We start from the raw sequence: 18,168 nt of genomic DNA, 5'->3' as shown, positions 1-18,168 counted from the left end.
GGTGCGGTGGCAGGGGCTCCGGGGAGCGTCGTCTCATCGTCGAGACCTTGTGGGGGAGGGATGCGTCGGGCCAGGGGCCGACAGTTCTGTTCACGCTAACATTCGGGCCGGTTCAGAGCTTTGGCGGGAACGTCCCGATTCGAGGAGGCGAACCATGCGGCCGAGGCACGTTCGCGGCAAGACCTGCACGGGAGGACGCTCAGGGCATAGCGTGAAGCCACCGCATCCTGGCCCCCGGTGACGGAACCACGTACATCCGCCCGCCCACGCGAGGACCTGATCATGAAGACTCTCTTTCACACCGGTGGCTCCCTGTCTCTCGACGACGCGACCGCCGACGCCGTCATCCGCTACTCCCTCGCCCTTGCGCAGCAGTGCCGGATGGGCACGGTGAGCGTGGCGGACGACGCCACTCCCTCCTCCGTCGTGACTCTCACCGTCGGACTCGGCATCCCCCTCGTCGTCGCGGGCAGCGGGGGCAGGGCTGCGGAGTCGAGCGAGGACATCCTCGGTCGCCTCGGCGAACTCGACGGCCCCGCCGGCCCCGTGCCCACCTCGGACATCGACCCCCGCGCGACGTGGGAACTCGAGAACGAGTACTGAGCCCCGGTAAACGTCAAGCCCCGGCCAGCGCGTCACCCGCCCGTCACTCCGACGTCGGAGGCTCAGCGCCGGTAGTCGCGAATGATTTCCTGCGCGAGCGTCGTGATCGGAGTCGACGTGGCCCGGGAGCGGACTCGCAGCACCTCGAAAGCCTGCTCGACCGTGGTGTGATGCGCGTAGGCGAGGACCCCTTTGGCCTGCTCGATCAGCACCCGGCTGTCGAGAGCCCGCTGGAGTTGCTCCTGCGTGACCGTGCTCTGCTGAAGGGCGCGCTGATGCAGGATCCCGATCGTCGCCACGTCGGCGAAAGCCTGGATGACCGCGATGTCGTCCGGATCGAGGCGGCCCGGCCCGGACTGGAGGAGGTTCAGCGAACCGATCGTCGTGCCGGCCGAGCGCATCGGAACGCAGTGCGCCGCGAGCACATTCAGCTCGATCGCCCGCTCACGGAACTCGGCCCACTCCGCTCCGACACTGCGGACGTCGGCCACGGTCACCGGCCGGCCGGTCTCGAAACATTCGATGCACGGGCCCGACCCGCTGTCGAGCTGAAGCAACTCGATCAGCCGCGCGTCCTCGTCGGTAGAGGCGAGCACCTCAAGGGAGCCGGAGGAGTCGGCGAGGACGAGTCCCGCGGAGACCGCGTCGAAAAGCGTCGCGCTGTTCTCGACCAGAGTCTGGGTGAAGTCGACGATGTCGTAGTCGTCGACCAGCGTGTCGGAGAGAGCGACGAAGGTCCTGATGACGCTGCGCTCGCGGGATTTCGTCACCATGTGTCGTCCTGGGCGGTCGAGGGGCGGTCGGGGAACCCGTCATGCCGGGACACGATGTCCGTCGCAATCTCGAGGACGGGACGTTGCTGGGCGAAAGCGTGCGCGCGCAGCAGGAGTAGCGCCTCGTCGGCCGTGCTGCCGTAACGCGCGATGATCATGCCGGTTGCCTGGTGCACCACTCGGCGCGATCTCGGATTCGTACTCTCTTCGACCTCGTTGTCGCGCAACACGGCGGCCAGCACCAGGAGCGCCGTGGCCGTGGTCGAAGCGTTGATCTCGCCCAGTAGAGAGTCGCTGAGGGATGCGGGGCGGCGGCAGTAGAGATCGACCGCGCCAATGGAAAGACCGGCGATCGACAGCGGGAAGGCGAAGACTGCGCGCGCCGTGGTGGAGCCGACGGCCTCGGTGAACAACGGCCAACGCTCCTCCGTGCTGGTGTTCGGCACGGAGATGGGGCCGGCCGCGCGGATCGCCTCCCAGCACGGGCCTTCGCCGAGATCAATCTGGATCTCGTCGAGCCGACTCGCGGTGCTATCGCTCGCCGCAACAGTCTCGCCGCCGAACGGGCGGCCGAGGGTCGAGATGGCGACGCCGTCGATCGGGTACCCGCTCATATACGGTGCGCAGAGAGCGCCGGAGTTGGTCACTGACCCCATTTTAGCCGCCGGTTCTGCTCAAGGCGAGTCGTCAGGCCCGCCCTGACGACGACGCGGCGCCGGGCGAGGGCTCGTCTCGCGGCTTCGCCGGGGCTCACCAGGCGACCGGTGAAGCGGCTCGACGGGCGCGGGCGGTACGCGGTGCGCGCGGGTTGGAGCCGGAGCGCGACGGCCCGCGCGACGACGGAGCGGCTGAGACCTGGGTCGATGGCTCCGGGGTGGGCGAGGGCGGCGATCAGATCATTGAGGACGGCGAGGGTGGGATCTGTCATCACGGCTCCTGGATGGGCTGCGCGGCCGTATTCGTGCGCCGAGGCGAGGGCGGTGTCGATCGAGAGTCGTCGTGACGGGATCCGCGCTCGGTAGTGACGGCGTCCTGGCCAACGGTACGGGGAGCAGATCGGCAGTTCGATGTGGTTGACCTCTCGGAGTTCGGTTGCTAGCCGGTCTCGGTGGTGGCGTCGTCGACATCGTTCGTGATGATCGTCAGCGCGGTGTACGGCGTGACCAGGATCAGCGCCGAATTCACCCGGCCTTCGCCGTAGTTGACGGTGATCCACTGCGGGGTCGGAGCGGCGAGGGCGGTGTCGACCTCCGTGCGGAACTCGGCGAGGCTGCGGTTGGCGACCGTGTAGGCGGTTCCGTTGTAGATCAGGTCGATGCGCTTCATAGTTGCTCCCCCTTAATTGGGGGACGTACGGGTTCGGCGGGCTCGGAGATGACATAGAGGCCGCCGGCCGAATTCGCCAGGTCGGTGAGCGCGGCGATCCAGGCGGGATTGATCCTGGGCATGCGTCCGCCGAAGTACTTGTAGCGGAGGGCATGCGAGGGGTGCAACCAGATCGCGCTGCGGCCATCGCCCATACTGTGGTCGTCGCGCCAGCTGAGCAGGAACGACTCGTTGCGGCGCAGCTTCGCGGTGATAACGATTTGCAGGTGCGCGAGCACTCGATCCTCGAAATCTATCTCGACCGTTCCGTCGTAGTACAGCTTCCCCATCGGCGTCTCCAGCCCCTATTACGGCCGGCAGGCACCCGCCGTTGCTCCACTGTTCCGCACCAGGGCTGATCCGACAACTCGGAGACCGTTCTCCCCTTCTCGATCCGACCCGACCCTTCGCCACCGGCATGTCCGTGTCAACCTCCTCCCTCCGCCCGGCGAGCGCTGGCGAGCATGGACGGCATGAAGCACATCCTCTTCGCTGACAAGACGATCCTGGTGGGCGACGAGGCGGCTGACGCGCTCGTCGAGTACGCCGTCGCCCTCGCCGCGAAGGGTAAGGCCGACTCCGTGGAGTACAGCGGCATCGGTGCGGACGGAGCGAGCGTGGACGCCACCTTCCTCGTGAACGCCGCAGCCGCCCTCGTCGTCGAGACGACACCCTCCGACCTGCCGGAGCCGGACAACGCGCGGGAGGTGGCGCGAGTGCGCCAGCGGATCCACGCCCTCACGGGCGAGCACCCGGTGCAGCCCGGAGACGGCGAGCTCACCGCCGGCTACGACGACCTCCACGAGCACTGAGTGCTGTCCTGAGGGATGACCGACGTGGCACTAGCACGGCGGAGCTGCGCAGTGAACCCCTCATCGGCCTCGGGCGGGCAGACGTACCGTAGACCCTGCGGGTCGGCGCCGACACCATCAGCGCCGACATCATCAGTGACGGGTCGCCACGGGTCGGCCGGGGAGGACGGGCGCAATGGCCGGAAACCATCCCTTTTGGGTGCGCCTCGCGCGCAAGGAGCCGCAGTGCGCGACCGTGCGCGGCCGGGTTTTCGAGATCGGCGCCCCCGATGAGCGCGACGGCGCCTTCCTGCTCACGGTCTGGGAGAAAGGCCGACCCGTCGGGCACGTCCTCAACCTCGATCCGCTCGTCTACAAGCCCTGTGGCCCCAACCACCATGCCGAGCCGCGCCCCGTCGACGGAGTCGAAGCCCTCCTCGAGCTGCTCGTCCCCCAGCGCACCCCTCTCCCGCCCTCCTCCTCCCGCCCCCCTCCCTGTCGCGTTGAGGTGCCCGAGAAGGCTCGTTCTCGGGGGAGAGAACGCGCCTTCTCGGGCGATTCAGCGGCGGGGGAAGGAGGATAGGCGAGCGAATGCTCGGGTGAGCGGCGCGGGGAGGAATGCGCGTGCGAAGCCTGGCGACTCCAGCGCTACTCGCGCATGCCGTGCTTATTCAAGCCGTCGCGTTCCTGCTCCGGCCCGCCGCCGTGTATCAGGCGATCCAGCTCGACGTGCCGGCCTGGGCGCTCGGTGCTCTCGGCGCTTCCTTCGCCCTGGTCCCGCTGCTGATCGCGCTGCCGACGGGCGGTCTGGTCGACCGGGTCGGGGCGCGCGCGGTGATGGTCGTCGGGTCGCTCGTCGCGGTGGGCGCTGTGGCCGTTCTGCTGCTCGCCGGAGGGAGCGTCGCGGGGCTGCTCATCGGCATCGCGCTCCTCGGGGCGGGGCATTTGGGCTGCGTGGTCGGGCAGCAGACAGTCGTTGCGGGCGGCAGCGGAGGGACGCGGCTCGACAGCCGCTTCGGCTACTACGCGTTCGCCGCGTCGCTCGGGCAGGCGATCGGGCCCACCTTCATCCCGGTGTTCGCGGGCGGATCGGTGCGTCCCGATCCGGCGCCGCTGTTCCTCGTCGGCGGGGTGCTCGCGGTGCTACTGCTCGCCGTCACCGCGGGGATCCGCAGCCCGACCTCGCGGGGCCGCGCGGCGGAGGAAGCGTCTCCCGGATCGACGCTCGGGCTCCTGCGGGTCCCGGGCCTCGCGCGGGCGCTACTGACCAGCGCCACCGTCGTCGCCGCCGTCGACCTGACCGTCGTCTACCTCCCGGCCCTCGGCGCCGAGCGCGGGCTGCCGGCCGGTGTCGTCGGCGCGCTGCTCACCGTGCGGGCGCTCGCCTCGATGGCCTCGCGCCTGCTCCTCGGCGCCGCCACTGCGCGGCTCGGACGCACTCGCGTGATGGTCGGCGGCATCCTGATCTCGGCCCTCTGCCTGGTGCTGGTCGCGCTCCCCGCGCCGACCGCCCTCCTCTTCGTCGCGGTCGCCGCGCTCGGCCTGGGCCTCGGGATCGGTCAGCCCATCACCATGTCGTGGCTGATCGAGCGCACCCCGACCGACCGCCACGGTCGCGCCCTCGCGCTGCGCCTCGCCGGCAACCGACTCGGCCTGATCGCCCTGCCCAGCCTCCTTGGCGCCCTCGCCGCCGCGGCCGGAGCAGGCGGCGTGCTCATCGGCACCGGCGCCGCGGTTGGCGCGACCCTCCTCCTGCTGCGCGGGGTGCGGCTCGACTGAGGCGCGGGGAACCCAGCGGATCGACGGCGCGGGCTGCGTTCCCGGGCATCTCAGTCGGAGACGGCGGGCTCGTCGGTCGCGTGCTCGGCTAGTCGGTCGAGGAGGCCGCGGCGCTCGCGATCGCTGAGGCCGGTGCCGACTCGGCCGGAGTAGGCGAGGCCGTCGTCGCCGGGGATCGCGGTGAGCAGCGCGCCGACCGAGCCCCGCAGGCCGCCCTCGCGCCACCCCACGATCACGACCTCCTGTAGCCGGTGGCGGGTGAGCGTGATCTAATCGGGCGAACGAATGCCCTCCTGGTGGTGCGCGTCGCGGCGCTTGGCGACCACGCCCTCCAGGCTCAGAGTGCGGCTGGTGGCCATCGCCTCCTCCAGGTCGCCGTCGAACACCATCAGGTGCACCGGAGTGTCCCTGGCGGCCGCCTCGATCTCGCGCGATGTCGCAGGCCGCCGCGGGTCTGCAGGGCACTGAAGTCGGGGCGCTCGCGGGAGTCGAGGGCGACGATCTCGCCGTCGAGCACGGCGTCGCCGGCGGCCTCGGCGAGCGGTCCGAGCAGATCCGGGAATGCGGCAGCGAGGTCGTTGCCGTTGCGGCTGGTCAGGGTCGCCGTGTCGCCCTGCACCCGCACGAGGGCGCGGTAGCCGTCCCACTTCATCTCGATCGCGGCCTCGGGATCCACGTCGTTCCTGCGTCCGGCGGTGGCGAGCATGGGGCGGTGGCGGCGCGGAGGCGCGGCCTCGCCCGGGCGGTCGGCGGAGGGTGCGGGGCGGGGCGCGGGTGACGCGGCGGGCGCGCCCGGCCGGCCCCGTCGCTGCGTCCCTCGGCTGTGGACAGTGCCCGGCGCCATCAGGTGCAGCAGCCAGTTCTTCTCGGCGCCCGCTGTCGACCCGGTGTGCAGCAGCGCGTAGCGGCGGGGCTCGCCGCCCAGACCGCCGTCGGGGCGGCCGGTCAGCACCGCGACCACCTTCTTCCCTCGCGCCACTTCTCTAGGGCATAGCTGCCCTCATCCCAGAGGCGCACCTCCTCGCCGCCGTACTCGCCCGCCGGGATGGTGCCCTCGAAGGTCGCGTACTCAAGCGGATGGTCCTCGGTCTGCACCGCGAGCCGGTTCGCATCGCCCTCCAGCGGCGGACCCTTCGGCACAGCCCAGCTGACCAGGAGGCCGTCGCTGGACGTCGTCGTGCAGGCGCCGCGCGTGGTGCTCCTGGATGACGAAGGTGTCGCCGGAGGAGGTCGCCGTCGCTCCGCAGGCGCTCCACCACCTCGTCGGGCGCGAGGTGGCGCAGGCCCTCAGCGCCCAGCTCCTCCCAGGTGCGGGGCGCGGCGGCGGCAGGACGGAGGCGCCCGCGGAGGGAGTAGGGCGCGATGGTCGTTTTCGCAGCGCTGTTCTGGCTCCAGTCGACGAGGACCTTGCCCTCGCGCAGGGTCTTCTTCAGGTCCGAGACCACGAGGTCGCGGTGGTCCGATTCGAGTGCTCTCGCCAGCTCGTGCGCGACCGCCGCGATCTGGTCGCTGGAGGTGGAGGCGTCGAGCGGGCAGTAGAGGTGGATCCCCTTGCTCCCGCTGGTCACCGGCAGCGGCGAGAGGCCCATCCCCGCCAACAGGTCACGGGCGAGGAATGCGACTCGGCGCACTCGCCCAGGCCCGCGCCCTCGCCGGGGTCCAGGTCCAGCACGAGGCGGTCGGGCGGGCGGCACTCGCCGTCGGAGCCCACCCGCCACTGCGGGACGTGCAGCTCGAGCGCGGCCTGTTGCGCCAGCCAGGTGAGCCCGGCGATGTCGTCGACCAGCGGGTACTCGACGTCGCGCGAGCCGGGTCCGGCTCAGCCAGTAGGGGGCGGAGGAGGGGAGGTTCTTCTCGAAAAAGACCTCGCCCGGCTGCACGGCGGTGCCCACTCCGTCCACCCAGCGCTTGCGGTCACCCGCCCCCGCCCCCCCCCGCAGCCGTCGTCCGCCGAGGGAACCCCTGACCGTCGAGGGAACCCGCAGCAGCGGGCTCCCTCGACCGGTCGGGGTTCCCTCGGCGGCGGGGAGTACCGTCGAACCATCACGTCCAAAGGAGTTCCCGTGTCCGACACGATCGCCGATATCCCCCTCACCACGATCGACGGCAGCACGTCGACGCTCGCCGACTACCCGCCCGTGCGGCTGATCGTGAACGTCGCCTCCCGCTGCGGCCTCGCTCCGCAGTACGAGAAGCTCGAAGCCCTGCAGAAGAGCTACGGGGAGCGCGGATTCACGGTCCTCGGCTTCCCGAGTAACCAATTCCTGCAGGAACTCAGCGACGAGGACAAGATCAAGGAGTACTGCTCGACGACCTGGGGAGTCACCTTCCCGATGTTCGAGAAGGTCCGCGTCAACGGCCGCTCGGCGCACCCGCTCTATGCGGAACTCACCAAGACCGAGGACGAGAACGGCAAGGCCGGCCGGGTGAAGTGGAACTTCGAGAAGTTCCTGATCACCGCCGACGGCACCGTCCATCGATTCCGCCCGACGGTGGAGCCGGATGATCCGCGGATCGTCGAGCTGATCGAGGCGTCGCTCCCCGCCTGATCCCCGCTCATCGGGGGGCGCGCCTGCGCACCAGCACGAGCGCGACAGCCGCCGCGGCGACCACCACGGCCAGCACCACCACGTCGGGGACGGTGCTCGCCGCGTCGAGGGTCCGACCCTCCAGCTCGACGGCAGCGGAGGCGCCCAGACCGCCGCCGAGGCTCGCCGTGCCGTGCGTGATGAGTAGCAGCACCCCGAGCGCCACCGTGACCGCTCCACCGATGAGCGCTGAGAGCGTGCTCCGCCAGCGCCCGAGCCGGATCTCGCGGGGCCGCACCAGGACCCGAACCGCCGGAAGGCGCGCCCAGAGCAGGCTCAGCACGAGCAGCGGGAACGCCATTCCGGCCGCGAAGACCAGCAGTGCGACTCCGCCCGCCAGCGCGTTGCCGCTCACCGCGGAGAACGTCAGTACCGTGCCGAGCACCGGGCCGGCGCACACCCCCGCGAGCCCGTAGACGGTGCCGAGCGTGTAGACGCTCGCCACCGATGTTCCGCCCGCGACGTGATGCGAGAGGAAGGGCAGCGGGAGGCCGCTGAGCATCAGCAGGCCGAGAGCAATGACCACGAGCGCCGCGATAGTGACCACGACCTCCCGGTGCTCTGCGACGAACGCCCCGACCGTCCCCGCGAGCACGCCGAGCGGTACGAGCGTGGTGATCAGCCCGAGGTAGAACACCGCGGTCCTTCCCAGTACCGTCGAGGGAGCCGCGAAGGCGTAGGAGAAGAACGCCGGCAGCACCATCACCGAGCACGGGCTGAGCAGGGTGAGCAGCCCGCCGGCGAAGGCGCCGAGGAGTCCGAGGCCCACCGGTCAGGCGCCGGCGAGAGCGGCGTCGAGGAAGGTGCGGAAGCGCTCGATCGGCTGCGCGCCCGAGACGGCGGTGCCGGAGGCAGCAAAGAAGGGGACGCTGGTCGCGCCGAGTCGCTGTGCGTCCACCGTGTCCTGCTTCACCGCGGCGAGGAGCGCGGGGTCGTCGAGGTCGGCCTCGAACCGGGCGAGATCGGGGACCTGCGCGTCGCGCGCGAAGTCGAGCAGTTTCTCGCGCGGCAGGTCCGGGTGGCCCGACTCCGGCGCAGCGCGGAACACAGTGTCGAGGTAGGCGGCGAACAGGCCCTGCCGTCCCGCGGCACGCGCGGCGACCGAGGCTTGGTCGGACTGCTCGCCGAAGAACGCGACGTCGCGGAACTCGATCCGGACCTTGCCGGTGTCGACGTACTCGTGCACCAGCGTCGGCAGCGTCTCGCGGCCGAACTGCGCGCAGAAGGGGCAGCGCAGGTCGGTCCACTCGGTGAGGACGACGGGAGCGTCGAGGGCGCCGATCGCAGCCGGATCCGCGGCGTCGCGTCGCTCGATGCTCGGCCGCTGCGCGGCGGCTGCGGCGGGGGAGGGGGCGGCAAGCGGACTCGACGCGGAGCCCGCCTGACCGAGCGCGACGACTCCGAGGAAGAGGGCCACGGCGATGACGGCGACGAGGAGGATACGGGTGCGACGCAGCCTGGCCTCAAGGGCGATGACGGAGGGGTGAGGTCTGCTCATCGCACCAGGCTAGCCAGCGACCTCCCCACGCGCCTCCCGGCCGTCGATCCACGCCACCCCCGAGGATCGTCAGCGGCGACGCAGCCCCAGAGCAGCGCGCGCATCGGCGGGCTCGACGCCGGCGGGGCAAACGATGTCCGAGACGTCAAAGGGGGTGACCCGCGAGAACGGGATCATCTCGATCCCCTCGACGTGGCGCAGCAGCACGAGCCCACCCTCGCCCTCTCGCAGGCTCCGGCGCACTTGACGTAGGAAAATGCCGGCCATGTCGAGCTCGACCACGAAGGACCGGCCGCTGACGTCGATCCGGCAGCCGATGACGGGCCGGGAGTCGCCGGACGCGGAGTCGGGCTCGCGGCGCGGCTCGATCGGCTGCTCCTTGCGAGGCGGCCGCACCGGCGTGAGGGTGGGCAGACCCGTCGCTCGCGCGGTGCTCGTCATGGTCGTCTCCGTCCGTCGACGTCCCCCGATGATTCCGGGGACGTCTTCTTGACCGTACTTCGCACCCCCGGCAGAGGGGACGAGGTTGACGACCGTGCGACCGCGAGGCAACGGAACTCAGGAGCCCTGGCGCTGCTCCTCGGGCTCCGGCAGGACGGAGAGCTCGCCGTGCATGCTGGCGAGGCCGAGCATCTGCTCTATCCACGCGCGGTTGAGCTTGGGCTGGTGCGCCTCGGCGAAGCGGAAGTGCAGCGGCACCGACGGGTGCAGCCAGACCGAGCTGCGGCCGTGGCCGGTCGAGGCGTCCTCCAGCCACGAGAGCGAGAACGCTTCGTTGCGGCGCAGCTTTGACAGGACGGCGACCTTCAGGTGCGCGAGGACGCGCTCCTCGAATTCGATCTCGAGGTTCTGCGGTCCGTAGATGAGCGTGGCCACGGGCCCCCTTCGTTCATCGGGCCGCCCCTGGCGACCGGCTCCTCGGCGACGGTATCCGCTCGACTCCCCGCTGGGCGGAATCGGGCGGGAGACACGCCGCACCCCCATTGACCCTCCTGCGGAGGGGAGACCTCCCATTCGAGGGCACTGCGCGCCACTTTAGCCGAGGTGCATCGGCCGCGTCGATGCTCCGTTCCGGATTGTCGGTTCGCGGAAGCGCCTCGGGCACCCCGGATCGGGGCGATTCCGCGAGCCGGACGCCGTTCTGCGAGCCGACGCCGCGGTGAGCCCTCGGCGCCTCGCCGGGCCGGCCCCGTCACTCCGGATGCCCGTCACCGCCCGGTCGGTGCGTCCCACCCCTCCTGCGGCGTTGCGCAGGTGCCGCGGAACACGTACTGCGACGCCAGCTTCCGCTGGTGCGAGGACCAGTCGATCGCCGGCCGCCGCTGCTCCGGAGGCAGGTAGCCCAGCCGGTACACCGCCATCAGCTCCAGCTCGTCAGGTACGGCGAGCAGCGACTCGATCCGCGCCCACGCCCCCGGCACCTCCATCGGGAACGAGACGAACTGGATCCCCATCCCCAGCTCGACCGTGCTCAGCCAGACGTTCTCCAGCGCGGCGCCCATGCTGAACACCGAGTAGAAGGAGGAGAGCTCGCCCGGCCGGTACTCGGAGCGGTCGAGCATCACCCCGAGCAGCAGCGGCGAACCCGCGACGAGCCGGCGGTTCTCCTCGCCGAGGGTCTGTGGGACGCGGAGGGAGTTCATCAGGAACTGGCCGCGCTTGGTGAAGACCTGCTTGGTGAAGGGGCGCAGCGGCGCGGGCAGTTTGTCGAACAGCATTCCGTCGCGCCGCTGCTCCATCTCTTCGCTGCTGAAGCGGAAGTAGGGCTTGTAGCGCTCGAAGAACGTGCCGTTGGACATCGCGGTGGTCATGCTCTCGCCGCTGATCGCCGCGATCCGGTCGATGGTCTCGCGCTCCTCGACGAGCACGAACCGCCACGGCTGGCTGTTCAGCTGCGAGGGGGCCCGTCCGGCCACCTCCATCAGGAGCCGCTGGTGCTCCTCGGAGACGGGATCGGGTAGGAACGCGCCATTGGTGGTCTTCCGGCGCCGGACGACATCGAGGAACTCCATGCCTCGATCCTGCCCCGATCCGCCGAGTGCGAGGGAGCGGCAGCCATCGCGCGGCACCCTCATCCCCTGATTGCGAGGTTGCTCCTTCACAAATATGGGCGTAGACCGGAAAAGGCGAGGAGGCGCTGCTGGCGCTTCGACGGTGGCCATCGCGTCCGCGCTCGTCCCGGGCGCAGGCGGTAGCATCGAGGGTCCTGTGCAGGCTCGAAGAAAGTGGTGGAACGGTGAAGACGAGGGTCATCTTCTACCTTCTCGGCGGTGTGTTCGTGCTCGGCGCGGGCATCAACTCGGTCGCGACTACCGGCTTCTCGGTGCCGAACCTGCTCACGATGCTCTGCGGCGCCCTCATCCTCGCGATCGCCGGCTGGCAGGCGCTGCGCTCCTGGCGCGCCGATCGCGAATCTCCGCGCTAGGGGCGGCGGAGTCCGACACAACGTCGGCTGTGAGTGGGTGTCATCCACGATGGTGGATGAGGAGGCGTCTCAGCCGACGTTGTGCTGCGACCGGTCGGTCGGCGCCCCGCCGAGTCCGTCAGCGCCGGGCCGTTGCACCGCTCCCGAGCCGCCCCAACACACCGCATCGCCGCGCGCGAGCCCGCCGCCGCACCCGCAGCAGCGCGGCGACGATAAACGGAGCCGCGGCCAGCGCGATCACCGGGTGCCGGCGTCCGTGCGTCCCCGCGAAGGGGATCACCGCCAGCGGTACGGCCGCCGGCGCCAGTGCGGCCGCGGCAGCTGGATCCGATCTGTGCAGCGTCGCCCAGGCGAAGGCCGTCAGCGTTGACGTGCAGAGGTAGAGCGCGTGGTGAATCCAGTGCCAACGACCCGTGCGGAGCGCTCCAGCGGCGACCGCGGTGCCGAGGGCGCAGTTGGCGCAGTAACTCACGGCCGCCGCGCGCAGCCAGCGGGGACCCACTGCGCTCACACTCCAGCCCGCGCAAGCAGCAATCGGTGGGGAGCCGCGCGCTCGACCCGCCACCCTTCGGGCGCGACTGCCCGCAGTTCAGCGGCGGTGAAGCTGCGGCGCACCGAGAGTGAGCCGTCGTAGTGGAGGAAGGAGCCCGCCGCGATCGGCCGCGTCGCCAGCAGGTAGGCCGTGTAGGCCAGCCGCGAGCGTTCGATGTCGTTGTGCAGAGCCCGCGGAGCCAGCCGCTCGCTGTCGGCGAGGAGCGCGGCGAGCGCCTCCCGGGAGAGGTGGTGGAGCACCTGGTTGGAGGTCACCAGGTCGAAGTGCTCGCCCTCGGCGACCAGGTCGGCGCTACTCGCACGGCGGAACTCAACGCCGGGCGGGGCGGGGGTCGAGGTGGCGAAGGCGCAGGCGCGCTCGTCCGGATCGACGGCGGTGATCGTCAGGCGCAGGTCGTCGTCGCGGGCCCACGCCGCCAGGGAGCGGGCGACGTCGCCGCCTCCGGAGCCGATGTCGAGCAGGCGGAACGGCGCATCGTGGCGCAGCAGCGGGCGCACCCGCGAGCGGTAGAGGTTCCGCCAGCCCGAGACAAGCCGGTTCACTGTGCCGAAGCGGGCGTAGGTCGCGTCGAGGAGGGCCCGGTCGCAGTTCGGGTCGTCCATCAGCTCCTGCTCCCAGACCTCGCGCTGGCGCAGGCTTGGTGCGAGAGGCGCGCGCGGAGTCACTCCCCACCCCGCTTGGTCAGCAGCGCGAGCTCGACGGTGAGGCCGGGGCCGAACGCCATCGCGCCGATCCGCTCGCCGTCGACAGCCTCGCCGTGCAGCAGGCGCCGCAGGATGAAGAGGACCGTCGCGCTCGACATGTTGCCGTTGGTGCGCAGCACCTCCCGCGACGGCGCCAGCTGCTCGTCGCTCAGCGCGAGTGAGGACTGCACCTTGTCGAGGATGCTGCGCCCGCCGGGGTGGATGGCCCAGCGCTGCACGCCGCTGCGCTCGACCCCGGCGTCCGCGAGCAGCGGGGCGACAGCCGCCTCGATGTTCGCGCCGATGATCGAGGGCACGTACGTGCTCAGCCGCATCGTGAAGCCGTGGTCACCGATCGTCCACGCCATCTCGGTCTCGCCCTCGTCGGTGAGCGTCGTGGCGAGCGCGTCGAGCTCGAGCACCGCGGTACCCGGTGCGGCCTCGCGGGCGGTGACGACGGCCGCTGCTGCACCGTCGGCGAAGACGGAGGTCGCGACGATCTGCTCCGGGTCGTTCGAGCTGGTGAGGTGGATGCTGCACAGCTCCACCGCGACGACGAGGACCACCGCCTCCGGATCGGCCTCGCAGAACTGACGAGCGGCGCGGAGTCCGGGAAAGGCGCCGTAGCAGCCCATGAAGCCGAGGTGGAAGCGCTGTGTCGACGCAGCGAGGTCTAGGCGGCGCACGAGCTGGTAGTCCGGCCCGGGAGCGTAGAAGCCGGTGCACGAGACGGTGACCACATGCGTGACGTCCTCGGCGCTCATTGATGCGGCGTCGAGGGCGCGGCGGGCCGCCTCCGTGAAGAGATCGGGGGCGCGCTCGGTGTAGACGGCGTTGCGCGCTGCCGTCCCTGGGTTGAGCACCCGGTTCGACGCGGTGTCGTAGAAGACGCTCTCGCCCTCCCGTGGGACCCGGTCGAGTTCGTCGACCACCGTGCTGCGGGTGTCGATCCCGGACGCGCCGAAGGCCGCGCCGATCAGGCGGGACCCGAGGCGGGTCATTGCGGGTTGGGACGCGAAGAGATCGCGGGCCTCCGGCTGGTGCAGGACCGTGCCCGGCACCGCCGTCTCGATGCTGCGTATATGGACGCTCACCTGCAAAAACCTATCGCGGAATCCTGCGGGCGAGTGCTGCCCTGCCGGAGGGGGGTCAGAGGATCGGCTTACCGCCGGTGACGGCGATCGTCGACCCGCTGATGTAGCTCGCCTCGTCGGAGGCGAGGAGGACGTACGCGGGAGCGACCTCGGCCGGCTGGCCGGGGCGGCCTAGCGGGACCTGCTCGCCGAACTCGGCGACCGCCTCCTGCGGCATCGTCGAGGGGATGAGCGGCGTCCAGATCGGTCCCGGTGCGACGGAATTGGCGCGGATGCCCTTCTCTCCGAGTGCCTGCGCGAACGAGGCGGTGAGGCTGAGGATGGCCGATTTCGTGGCGGCGTACGGCAGCAGCTGGTATGACGGCTGGTCGGACTGCACCGAGCTCGTCGCAATGATCGAGGCGCCCTCCTTCAGGTGCGGGAGCGCCGACTTCACGAGGTGGAAGTAGGCACTGATGTTGGTCGCGAGCGTGCGGTCCCACTCCTCGTCCGGGATGTCGGTGACGCCCTCGCGGCTCATCTGGAAGGCGGCGTTGCTGACGAGCACCTCGAGGTGGCCGAAGCGCTCGACGGTCTCGGCGACGACGGAGCGGCAGTGCGCCGGGTCCTGCAGGTCGCCGGGGAGCAGCAGCGCCTCGCGGCCCGCCTCCCGGACCCAGGTCGCGGTGTCCTCGGCGTCGTCGTGCTCGTCGAGGTACGAGATCGCGATGTCGGCGCCCTCGCGCGCGAACGCGATCGCGACGGCTTTGCCGATGCCGCTGTCGGCGCCCGTGACGAGGGCGACCTTCCCGCGGAGACGACCGTTGCCGGTGTAACTCGTCTCGCCGTGGTCGGCCTTCGGCGTCAGCTCGGCCTCGGTGCCGGGCGGTGTCTGCTCGGGGGACTCCGGAGTCATGACTCTCCCTCTCTTGTTGTCGGTCAGCCCATGCAAGCGGGTGGGCGGGAGAGGGCGCAGGGGGTTGACGGCTTGGGTGCGCTGTCGGGTCGTCAAGCCCGCGACAGCGACGGATGCCCGGGTCTTGACTGATCGAGTCGCCCCACTCCGGTGCGCTCGGCCAGGAGGTTCGACATGAGCACGACAGACAGGGATCCGGCTGACGGTGGTCTGCCGCGGCGAGCAGAGGGCGCGGCGGCGGGCGGCGCGGTGCGCATCGACTCGGCCGGGGGGGGGGGGGGTGCGGGAGCGGACCGCGCCGCTTCTGCGGACCGCGCCGCTTCTGCGGACCGCGCCGCTTCTGCGGACCGCGCCGGATCCGACTCCGCCCACTCGTCGCCCGAGCACTGCGCGCCCGTCGCCCCTGACTCGGCCGAGGCGACGCAGGCCCGCGCCGCCACCCAGAAGGACATCCACCAGCGCGAGCGCGACCGCTGTGGCGGCTTCACGATCGGCTGCGCCTTCTTCGGCTGGCTCGCAGCCACCGGGCTCGCGGTCCTCCTGACCGCGCTCGTCACCGCAATCGGCGCTGCTGGTGATCCTCCTCGTCGCGTACTACTGCGGCGGCTACGTGGCCGGTCGGATCCCCCTCCTCTCCGCGAGATGCCACTTGTGCGCGCCCCGCCCGGCGTGTCGCCCTCACAAGTGGCATCTCGCGGAGGGGGGATAGCGTCCTTCGGTGACGGGCGGACGAGGGGCGCGGCTTGCGGCGGCGCGGCTGCTCGAGGATCCGGACCCGACGATCCGCGAAGAACGACGGACCCGGCCGCCGAGCCGTTCGTCCGCGTTCGGTGCGCGTGCGGCACGATGGAGCGATGAGCAGCACCGACCGGCCCGTCGTCGTCCTCGCCGGAGCGAGCGGGTTCCTCGGGACCGACCTCGCTCACCGCTTCACGGCCGACGGTTGGACGGCGCGGCGGATCGGCCGCTCCGGGCCCGATGCGCGCTGGGGCGACACCGCCGGCATCACCCGCGTTCTCGACGGCGCTCGGCTCCTGGTCAACCTCGCCGGCAAAAGCGTCGACTGCCGTTACACCGCCGCGAACCGCGCCGAGATCCTCCGCTCTCGGGTAGCGACCACCGCCGAGCTGCACCGCGCGGTCGCCGCCGCGCCGACGCCTCCGCCAGTCTGGATGAACGCGAGCACCGCCACGATCTACCGGCACGAGGAGGAGCGGGCGAACACCGAGGGCGAGGGCGTGCTCGGCGAGGGCTTCTCGGTCGACGTCGCACGGGCCTGGGAGTCGGAGTTCTTCGCGGGCGAGACGTCCGGCGTCCGGCGCCTCGCACTGCGGATGACCATCGTGCTCGGCGACGGACCGGCGACGGCGATCCTGCTGCGGCTGGCGCGGCTCGGGCTCGGCGGTCCACAGTTCGACGGGCCGTGGCCCTCGACGCGCTCCCGGCGTGAGGCCGGCGTGCACCACGAGTACCGGCGCACCCTCGGCCGTCAGCACTTCAGCTGGATCCACGTCGAGGACGTGTACCGCGCGGTCCGCTTCCTCGAGACCTCCGATCTGGAGGGGCCGGTGAATCTCGCAGCCCCGAACCCGAGCGACAACATCGAACTCTCGCGACTGCTCCGGTCGGCCGTCGGCCGCCGGATCGGCATGCCCGCGCCCCGCTTCGTCCTCGAGCCCGCGACTTTCCTCCTCCGCACTGAGCCTGAGCTGCTGCTGAAGAGCCGCTGGGTCGTCCCCGCCCGCCTCGAGGAGGCCGGCTTCAGGTTCGCCCATCCCCGGCTCGCCGAGGCCCTCCGCACCCTGGTCTAAAGGTCATAACGAAGGCGCTATGCGAGTCGCTACTGCGCGACCCTCAGAGCGATGTCGCGTCGGTAGATCCCGCCGTCGAGGTGGATCAAATCGAGTGCGCGGTAGGCCCGCTCCCGTGCCTGCGCGAAGTCCGCACCGCGAGCCACCACGTTCAGCACTCGGCCGCCGGTCGCGACGAAGCGGCCGTCGACCAGTTGGGTCGCGGCGTGGGCGATGGTGACGCCGGGGACCTCCGCGGCCGCGTCCAGCCCGGTGATCGTGCGTCCGGTGACGGCGTTCTCGGGGTAGCCCTCGCTCGCGAGGACGACGGTGACGGCTACCTCGTCGGTGAACGCGGGCCAGGGGACCGACGCGAGGGCGCCGGTGGCCGCCGCGTGCAGCAATGCCGACAGCGGCGAGGCGAGGCGAGGAAGGACGACCTGGGTCTCTGGGTCGCCGAATCGGGCGTTGAACTCGATCACGCGCAGGCCCGCGTCAGTGACGATGAGACCGCAGTAGAGGAGTCCGACGAAGGGGGTGCGCTCGCGCTGGAGCTGGCGGATGGTCGGGATGGCGACCGTGTCGATCACCTCATCGACGAAGGCTCGCTCGCTCTCCCAGCGGTCGGCGAGCCAGGGCAGCGGCGAGTAGGCGCCCATGCCGCCGGTGTTCGGGCCTTCGTCGCCGTCGCCGAGGCGCTTGAAGTCCTGGGCGGGCGAAAGAGGGACAACGTCGTGCCCGTCGGAGAGGAGGAAGAGCGAGACCTCCTGGCCGGCGAGGAACTCCTCGATCAGGACGTCGCCGGACTGCAACCAGAACTCGGCGTGCGCGATCGCGGCGCTGCGCGACTGCGTTACGAGGACACCCTTGCCCGCGGCGAGACCGTCGGCCTTCACGACCGAGGGGAGTCCGTACTCGTCGATCACGCGGACCGCATCGACCAGGGTCGAGACGCGGGTGGCGCGGCCGGTGGGGACGCGGGCCATGTCCATCACACGCTTGGCGAAGGTCTTCGAGCCTTCAAGGGCGGCGGCGGCCCGGTCGGGTCCGAAGGTCGGGATGTGGCGCTGGCGGAGGGCGTCGGCGACTCCCGCGACCAGCGGTGCCTCCGGGCCGATCACGACGAGTTCGACGCCCTGTTCGACGGCGAAGTCGGTGACGAGGCGGGGGCTGTTCGTGTCGAAGTGAATGACCTCGACGTCCCGCGCGATGCCCGCATTACCGGGCGCGGCGATGATCTCGTGGCTCTCCTCCTCCGCGAGGAGGGCTGTGATGATGGCGTGCTCGCGGGCACCGGAACCGAGGACGAGGATCTTCACCCTGACAGAATA

Annotated in this window: 24 protein-coding genes and 1 pseudogene; 7 read left to right on the top strand and 18 right to left on the bottom strand. The window is 70.9% G+C overall.

The window, feature by feature from the left end; genetic code table 11:
* Positions 1-282 precede the first annotated feature (282 nt).
* Positions 283-603: a hypothetical protein gene (locus tag C1O28_RS12495; RefSeq protein ID WP_097167643.1), complete on the top strand. Its 321-nt coding sequence runs from the start codon at positions 283-285 to the stop codon at positions 601-603.
* A gap of 62 nt (positions 604-665) precedes the next feature.
* On the opposite strand, the gene C1O28_RS12490 is transcribed toward C1O28_RS12495, so the two are convergent.
* From C1O28_RS12490 to C1O28_RS12470, 5 genes are all read right to left on the bottom strand, one after another.
* On the bottom strand, positions 666-1,376 hold the full coding sequence (locus tag C1O28_RS12490) for a GAF and ANTAR domain-containing protein (protein ID WP_097167642.1): 711 nt from the start codon (positions 1,374-1,376) through the stop codon (positions 666-668).
* Positions 1,370-2,023, bottom strand: coding sequence for a GAF and ANTAR domain-containing protein (locus C1O28_RS12485; protein WP_160487614.1), 654 nt, complete (start codon positions 2,021-2,023; stop codon positions 1,370-1,372). Before C1O28_RS12485 ends, C1O28_RS12490 begins: the two co-directional genes overlap by 7 nt.
* A complete protein-coding gene (locus tag C1O28_RS12480) occupies positions 2,020-2,304 on the bottom strand; it encodes a hypothetical protein (protein WP_097167640.1) in 285 nt (94 codons plus the stop codon). Before C1O28_RS12480 ends, C1O28_RS12485 begins: the two co-directional genes overlap by 4 nt.
* 167 nt (positions 2,305-2,471) lie before the next feature.
* Complete coding sequence (locus tag C1O28_RS12475; protein ID WP_097167639.1) at positions 2,472-2,702, bottom strand: hypothetical protein; 231 nt, start codon at positions 2,700-2,702, stop codon at positions 2,472-2,474.
* Positions 2,699-3,031 (bottom strand): DUF7882 family protein, encoded by a 333-nt coding sequence (locus C1O28_RS12470; protein WP_097167638.1) that lies wholly within the window; start codon positions 3,029-3,031, stop codon positions 2,699-2,701. The genes C1O28_RS12475 and C1O28_RS12470 overlap by 4 nt, the downstream gene beginning before the upstream one ends.
* A 183-nt stretch (positions 3,032-3,214) precedes the next feature.
* Between C1O28_RS12470 and C1O28_RS12465 the strand changes: the two genes are divergently transcribed.
* The 3 genes from C1O28_RS12465 (at position 3,215) to C1O28_RS12455 (ending at position 5,311) form a co-directional block, all read left to right on the top strand.
* Positions 3,215-3,553 carry a hypothetical protein gene (locus C1O28_RS12465; RefSeq protein ID WP_104316942.1) on the top strand — a complete coding sequence of 113 codons (339 nt, stop codon included), beginning with the start codon at positions 3,215-3,217 and terminating at the stop codon, positions 3,551-3,553.
* 175 nt (positions 3,554-3,728) lie between these two features.
* The gene (locus tag C1O28_RS12460) at positions 3,729-4,115 is read left to right on the top strand and encodes a hypothetical protein (protein WP_097167636.1); all 387 of its coding nucleotides are present in this window, start codon (positions 3,729-3,731) and stop codon (positions 4,113-4,115) included.
* Between the two features lie 35 nt (positions 4,116-4,150).
* The gene (locus C1O28_RS12455) at positions 4,151-5,311 is read left to right on the top strand and encodes an MFS transporter (RefSeq protein ID WP_097167635.1); all 1,161 of its coding nucleotides are present in this window, start codon (positions 4,151-4,153) and stop codon (positions 5,309-5,311) included.
* Positions 5,312-5,361: 50 nt separating this feature from the next.
* Here C1O28_RS12455 and C1O28_RS12450 read toward each other — a convergent pair whose 3' ends face one another.
* From C1O28_RS12450 to ligD, 3 genes and pseudogenes are all read right to left on the bottom strand, one after another.
* Complete coding sequence (locus tag C1O28_RS12450) at positions 5,362-5,541, bottom strand: ATP dependent DNA ligase (RefSeq protein ID WP_127821527.1); 180 nt, start codon at positions 5,539-5,541, stop codon at positions 5,362-5,364.
* A 39-nt stretch (positions 5,542-5,580) separates the two neighbouring features.
* Positions 5,581-5,709 carry a hypothetical protein gene (locus tag C1O28_RS15870; RefSeq protein ID WP_258058694.1) on the bottom strand — a complete coding sequence of 43 codons (129 nt, stop codon included), beginning with the start codon at positions 5,707-5,709 and terminating at the stop codon, positions 5,581-5,583.
* A 44-nt stretch (positions 5,710-5,753) separates the two neighbouring features.
* A pseudogene (ligD, locus tag C1O28_RS16155) lies at positions 5,754-7,224 on the bottom strand (non-homologous end-joining DNA ligase LigD); the annotation flags it as partial.
* Between the two features lie 150 nt (positions 7,225-7,374).
* Here ligD and C1O28_RS12430 point away from each other — a divergent pair.
* Entirely contained in the window at positions 7,375-7,860 is a 486-nt protein-coding gene (locus C1O28_RS12430) for a glutathione peroxidase (RefSeq protein ID WP_243392097.1), read from the top strand.
* 7 nt (positions 7,861-7,867) lie between these two features.
* Here the strand turns inward: C1O28_RS12430 and C1O28_RS12425 are convergent, their stop codons facing one another.
* The 5 genes from C1O28_RS12425 to C1O28_RS12405 all read right to left on the bottom strand — a co-directional run bounded on the left by C1O28_RS12425 (position 7,868) and on the right by C1O28_RS12405 (position 11,409).
* The gene (locus C1O28_RS12425) at positions 7,868-8,668 is read right to left on the bottom strand and encodes a cytochrome c biogenesis CcdA family protein (protein WP_097167632.1); all 801 of its coding nucleotides are present in this window, start codon (positions 8,666-8,668) and stop codon (positions 7,868-7,870) included.
* A gap of 3 nt (positions 8,669-8,671) precedes the next feature.
* A complete protein-coding gene (locus C1O28_RS12420; protein ID WP_097167631.1) occupies positions 8,672-9,397 on the bottom strand; it encodes a DsbA family protein in 726 nt (241 codons plus the stop codon).
* 69 nt (positions 9,398-9,466) lie between these two features.
* Complete coding sequence (locus C1O28_RS12415) at positions 9,467-9,838, bottom strand: hypothetical protein (protein ID WP_097167630.1); 372 nt, start codon at positions 9,836-9,838, stop codon at positions 9,467-9,469.
* Between the two features lie 117 nt (positions 9,839-9,955).
* Complete coding sequence (locus tag C1O28_RS12410; protein ID WP_202129717.1) at positions 9,956-10,273, bottom strand: DUF7882 family protein; 318 nt, start codon at positions 10,271-10,273, stop codon at positions 9,956-9,958.
* Between the two features lie 332 nt (positions 10,274-10,605).
* Positions 10,606-11,409, bottom strand: coding sequence for a nitroreductase family protein (locus C1O28_RS12405; RefSeq protein ID WP_097167629.1), 804 nt, complete (start codon positions 11,407-11,409; stop codon positions 10,606-10,608).
* A gap of 224 nt (positions 11,410-11,633) precedes the next feature.
* Here C1O28_RS12405 and C1O28_RS12400 point away from each other — a divergent pair, with 224 nt between their 5' ends.
* Complete coding sequence (locus C1O28_RS12400; RefSeq protein WP_097167628.1) at positions 11,634-11,822, top strand: hypothetical protein; 189 nt, start codon at positions 11,634-11,636, stop codon at positions 11,820-11,822.
* A gap of 118 nt (positions 11,823-11,940) precedes the next feature.
* On the opposite strand, the gene C1O28_RS12395 is transcribed toward C1O28_RS12400, so the two are convergent.
* Genes C1O28_RS12395 through C1O28_RS12380 form a run of 4 tightly spaced genes read right to left on the bottom strand, consistent with a single transcriptional unit; the run spans position 11,941 to position 15,047 of the window.
* Positions 11,941-12,333, bottom strand: a complete 393-nt coding sequence (locus C1O28_RS12395) for a hypothetical protein (RefSeq protein WP_181025754.1) — start codon at positions 12,331-12,333, stop codon at positions 11,941-11,943.
* On the bottom strand, positions 12,330-13,040 hold the full coding sequence (locus C1O28_RS12390; RefSeq protein ID WP_243392096.1) for a class I SAM-dependent methyltransferase: 711 nt from the start codon (positions 13,038-13,040) through the stop codon (positions 12,330-12,332). The genes C1O28_RS12395 and C1O28_RS12390 overlap by 4 nt, the downstream gene beginning before the upstream one ends.
* Positions 13,037-14,152, bottom strand: a complete 1,116-nt coding sequence (locus C1O28_RS12385; protein ID WP_097167627.1) for a type III polyketide synthase — start codon at positions 14,150-14,152, stop codon at positions 13,037-13,039. Before C1O28_RS12385 ends, C1O28_RS12390 begins: the two co-directional genes overlap by 4 nt.
* A gap of 55 nt (positions 14,153-14,207) precedes the next feature.
* Positions 14,208-15,047 (bottom strand): SDR family oxidoreductase, encoded by an 840-nt coding sequence (locus tag C1O28_RS12380; RefSeq protein WP_097167626.1) that lies wholly within the window; start codon positions 15,045-15,047, stop codon positions 14,208-14,210.
* Positions 15,048-15,901: 854 nt separating this feature from the next.
* Between C1O28_RS12380 and C1O28_RS12375 the strand changes: the two genes are divergently transcribed.
* A complete protein-coding gene (locus C1O28_RS12375) occupies positions 15,902-16,858 on the top strand; it encodes an epimerase (protein ID WP_097167625.1) in 957 nt (318 codons plus the stop codon).
* Positions 16,859-16,887: 29 nt separating this feature from the next.
* Here C1O28_RS12375 and purD read toward each other — a convergent pair whose 3' ends face one another.
* The gene (gene purD, locus C1O28_RS12370) at positions 16,888-18,156 is read right to left on the bottom strand and encodes a phosphoribosylamine--glycine ligase (protein WP_097167624.1); all 1,269 of its coding nucleotides are present in this window, start codon (positions 18,154-18,156) and stop codon (positions 16,888-16,890) included.
* Positions 18,157-18,168: the final 12 nt, after the last annotated feature.

Origin of the sequence: Rathayibacter rathayi, assembly GCF_004011095.1 — a bacterium.
GTDB lineage: Bacteria > Actinomycetota > Actinomycetes > Actinomycetales > Microbacteriaceae > Rathayibacter > Rathayibacter rathayi.
This window is presented reverse-complemented; position numbering and strand designations above follow the sequence as displayed.

Coding starts and splice junctions, on each gene's coding strand:
- C1O28_RS12375 (WP_097167625.1), top strand. CDS start 15,902: ATGAGCAGCACCGACCGGCCCGTCGTCGTCCTCGCCGGAGCGAGCGGG.
- C1O28_RS12420 (WP_097167631.1), bottom strand. CDS start 9,397: ATGAGCAGACCTCACCCCTCCGTCATCGCCCTTGAGGCCAGGCTGCGT.
- C1O28_RS12465 (WP_104316942.1), top strand. CDS start 3,215: ATGAAGCACATCCTCTTCGCTGACAAGACGATCCTGGTGGGCGACGAG.
- C1O28_RS12470 (WP_097167638.1), bottom strand. CDS start 3,031: ATGGGGAAGCTGTACTACGACGGAACGGTCGAGATAGATTTCGAGGAT.
- C1O28_RS12475 (WP_097167639.1), bottom strand. CDS start 2,702: ATGAAGCGCATCGACCTGATCTACAACGGAACCGCCTACACGGTCGCC.
- C1O28_RS12380 (WP_097167626.1), bottom strand. CDS start 15,047: ATGACTCCGGAGTCCCCCGAGCAGACACCGCCCGGCACCGAGGCCGAG.
- C1O28_RS12480 (WP_097167640.1), bottom strand. CDS start 2,304: ATGACAGATCCCACCCTCGCCGTCCTCAATGATCTGATCGCCGCCCTC.
- C1O28_RS12490 (WP_097167642.1), bottom strand. CDS start 1,376: ATGGTGACGAAATCCCGCGAGCGCAGCGTCATCAGGACCTTCGTCGCT.
- C1O28_RS12415 (WP_097167630.1), bottom strand. CDS start 9,838: ATGACGAGCACCGCGCGAGCGACGGGTCTGCCCACCCTCACGCCGGTG.
- C1O28_RS12495 (WP_097167643.1), top strand. CDS start 283: ATGAAGACTCTCTTTCACACCGGTGGCTCCCTGTCTCTCGACGACGCG.
- C1O28_RS12460 (WP_097167636.1), top strand. CDS start 3,729: ATGGCCGGAAACCATCCCTTTTGGGTGCGCCTCGCGCGCAAGGAGCCG.
- C1O28_RS12455 (WP_097167635.1), top strand. CDS start 4,151: ATGCGCGTGCGAAGCCTGGCGACTCCAGCGCTACTCGCGCATGCCGTG.
- C1O28_RS12405 (WP_097167629.1), bottom strand. CDS start 11,409: ATGGAGTTCCTCGATGTCGTCCGGCGCCGGAAGACCACCAATGGCGCG.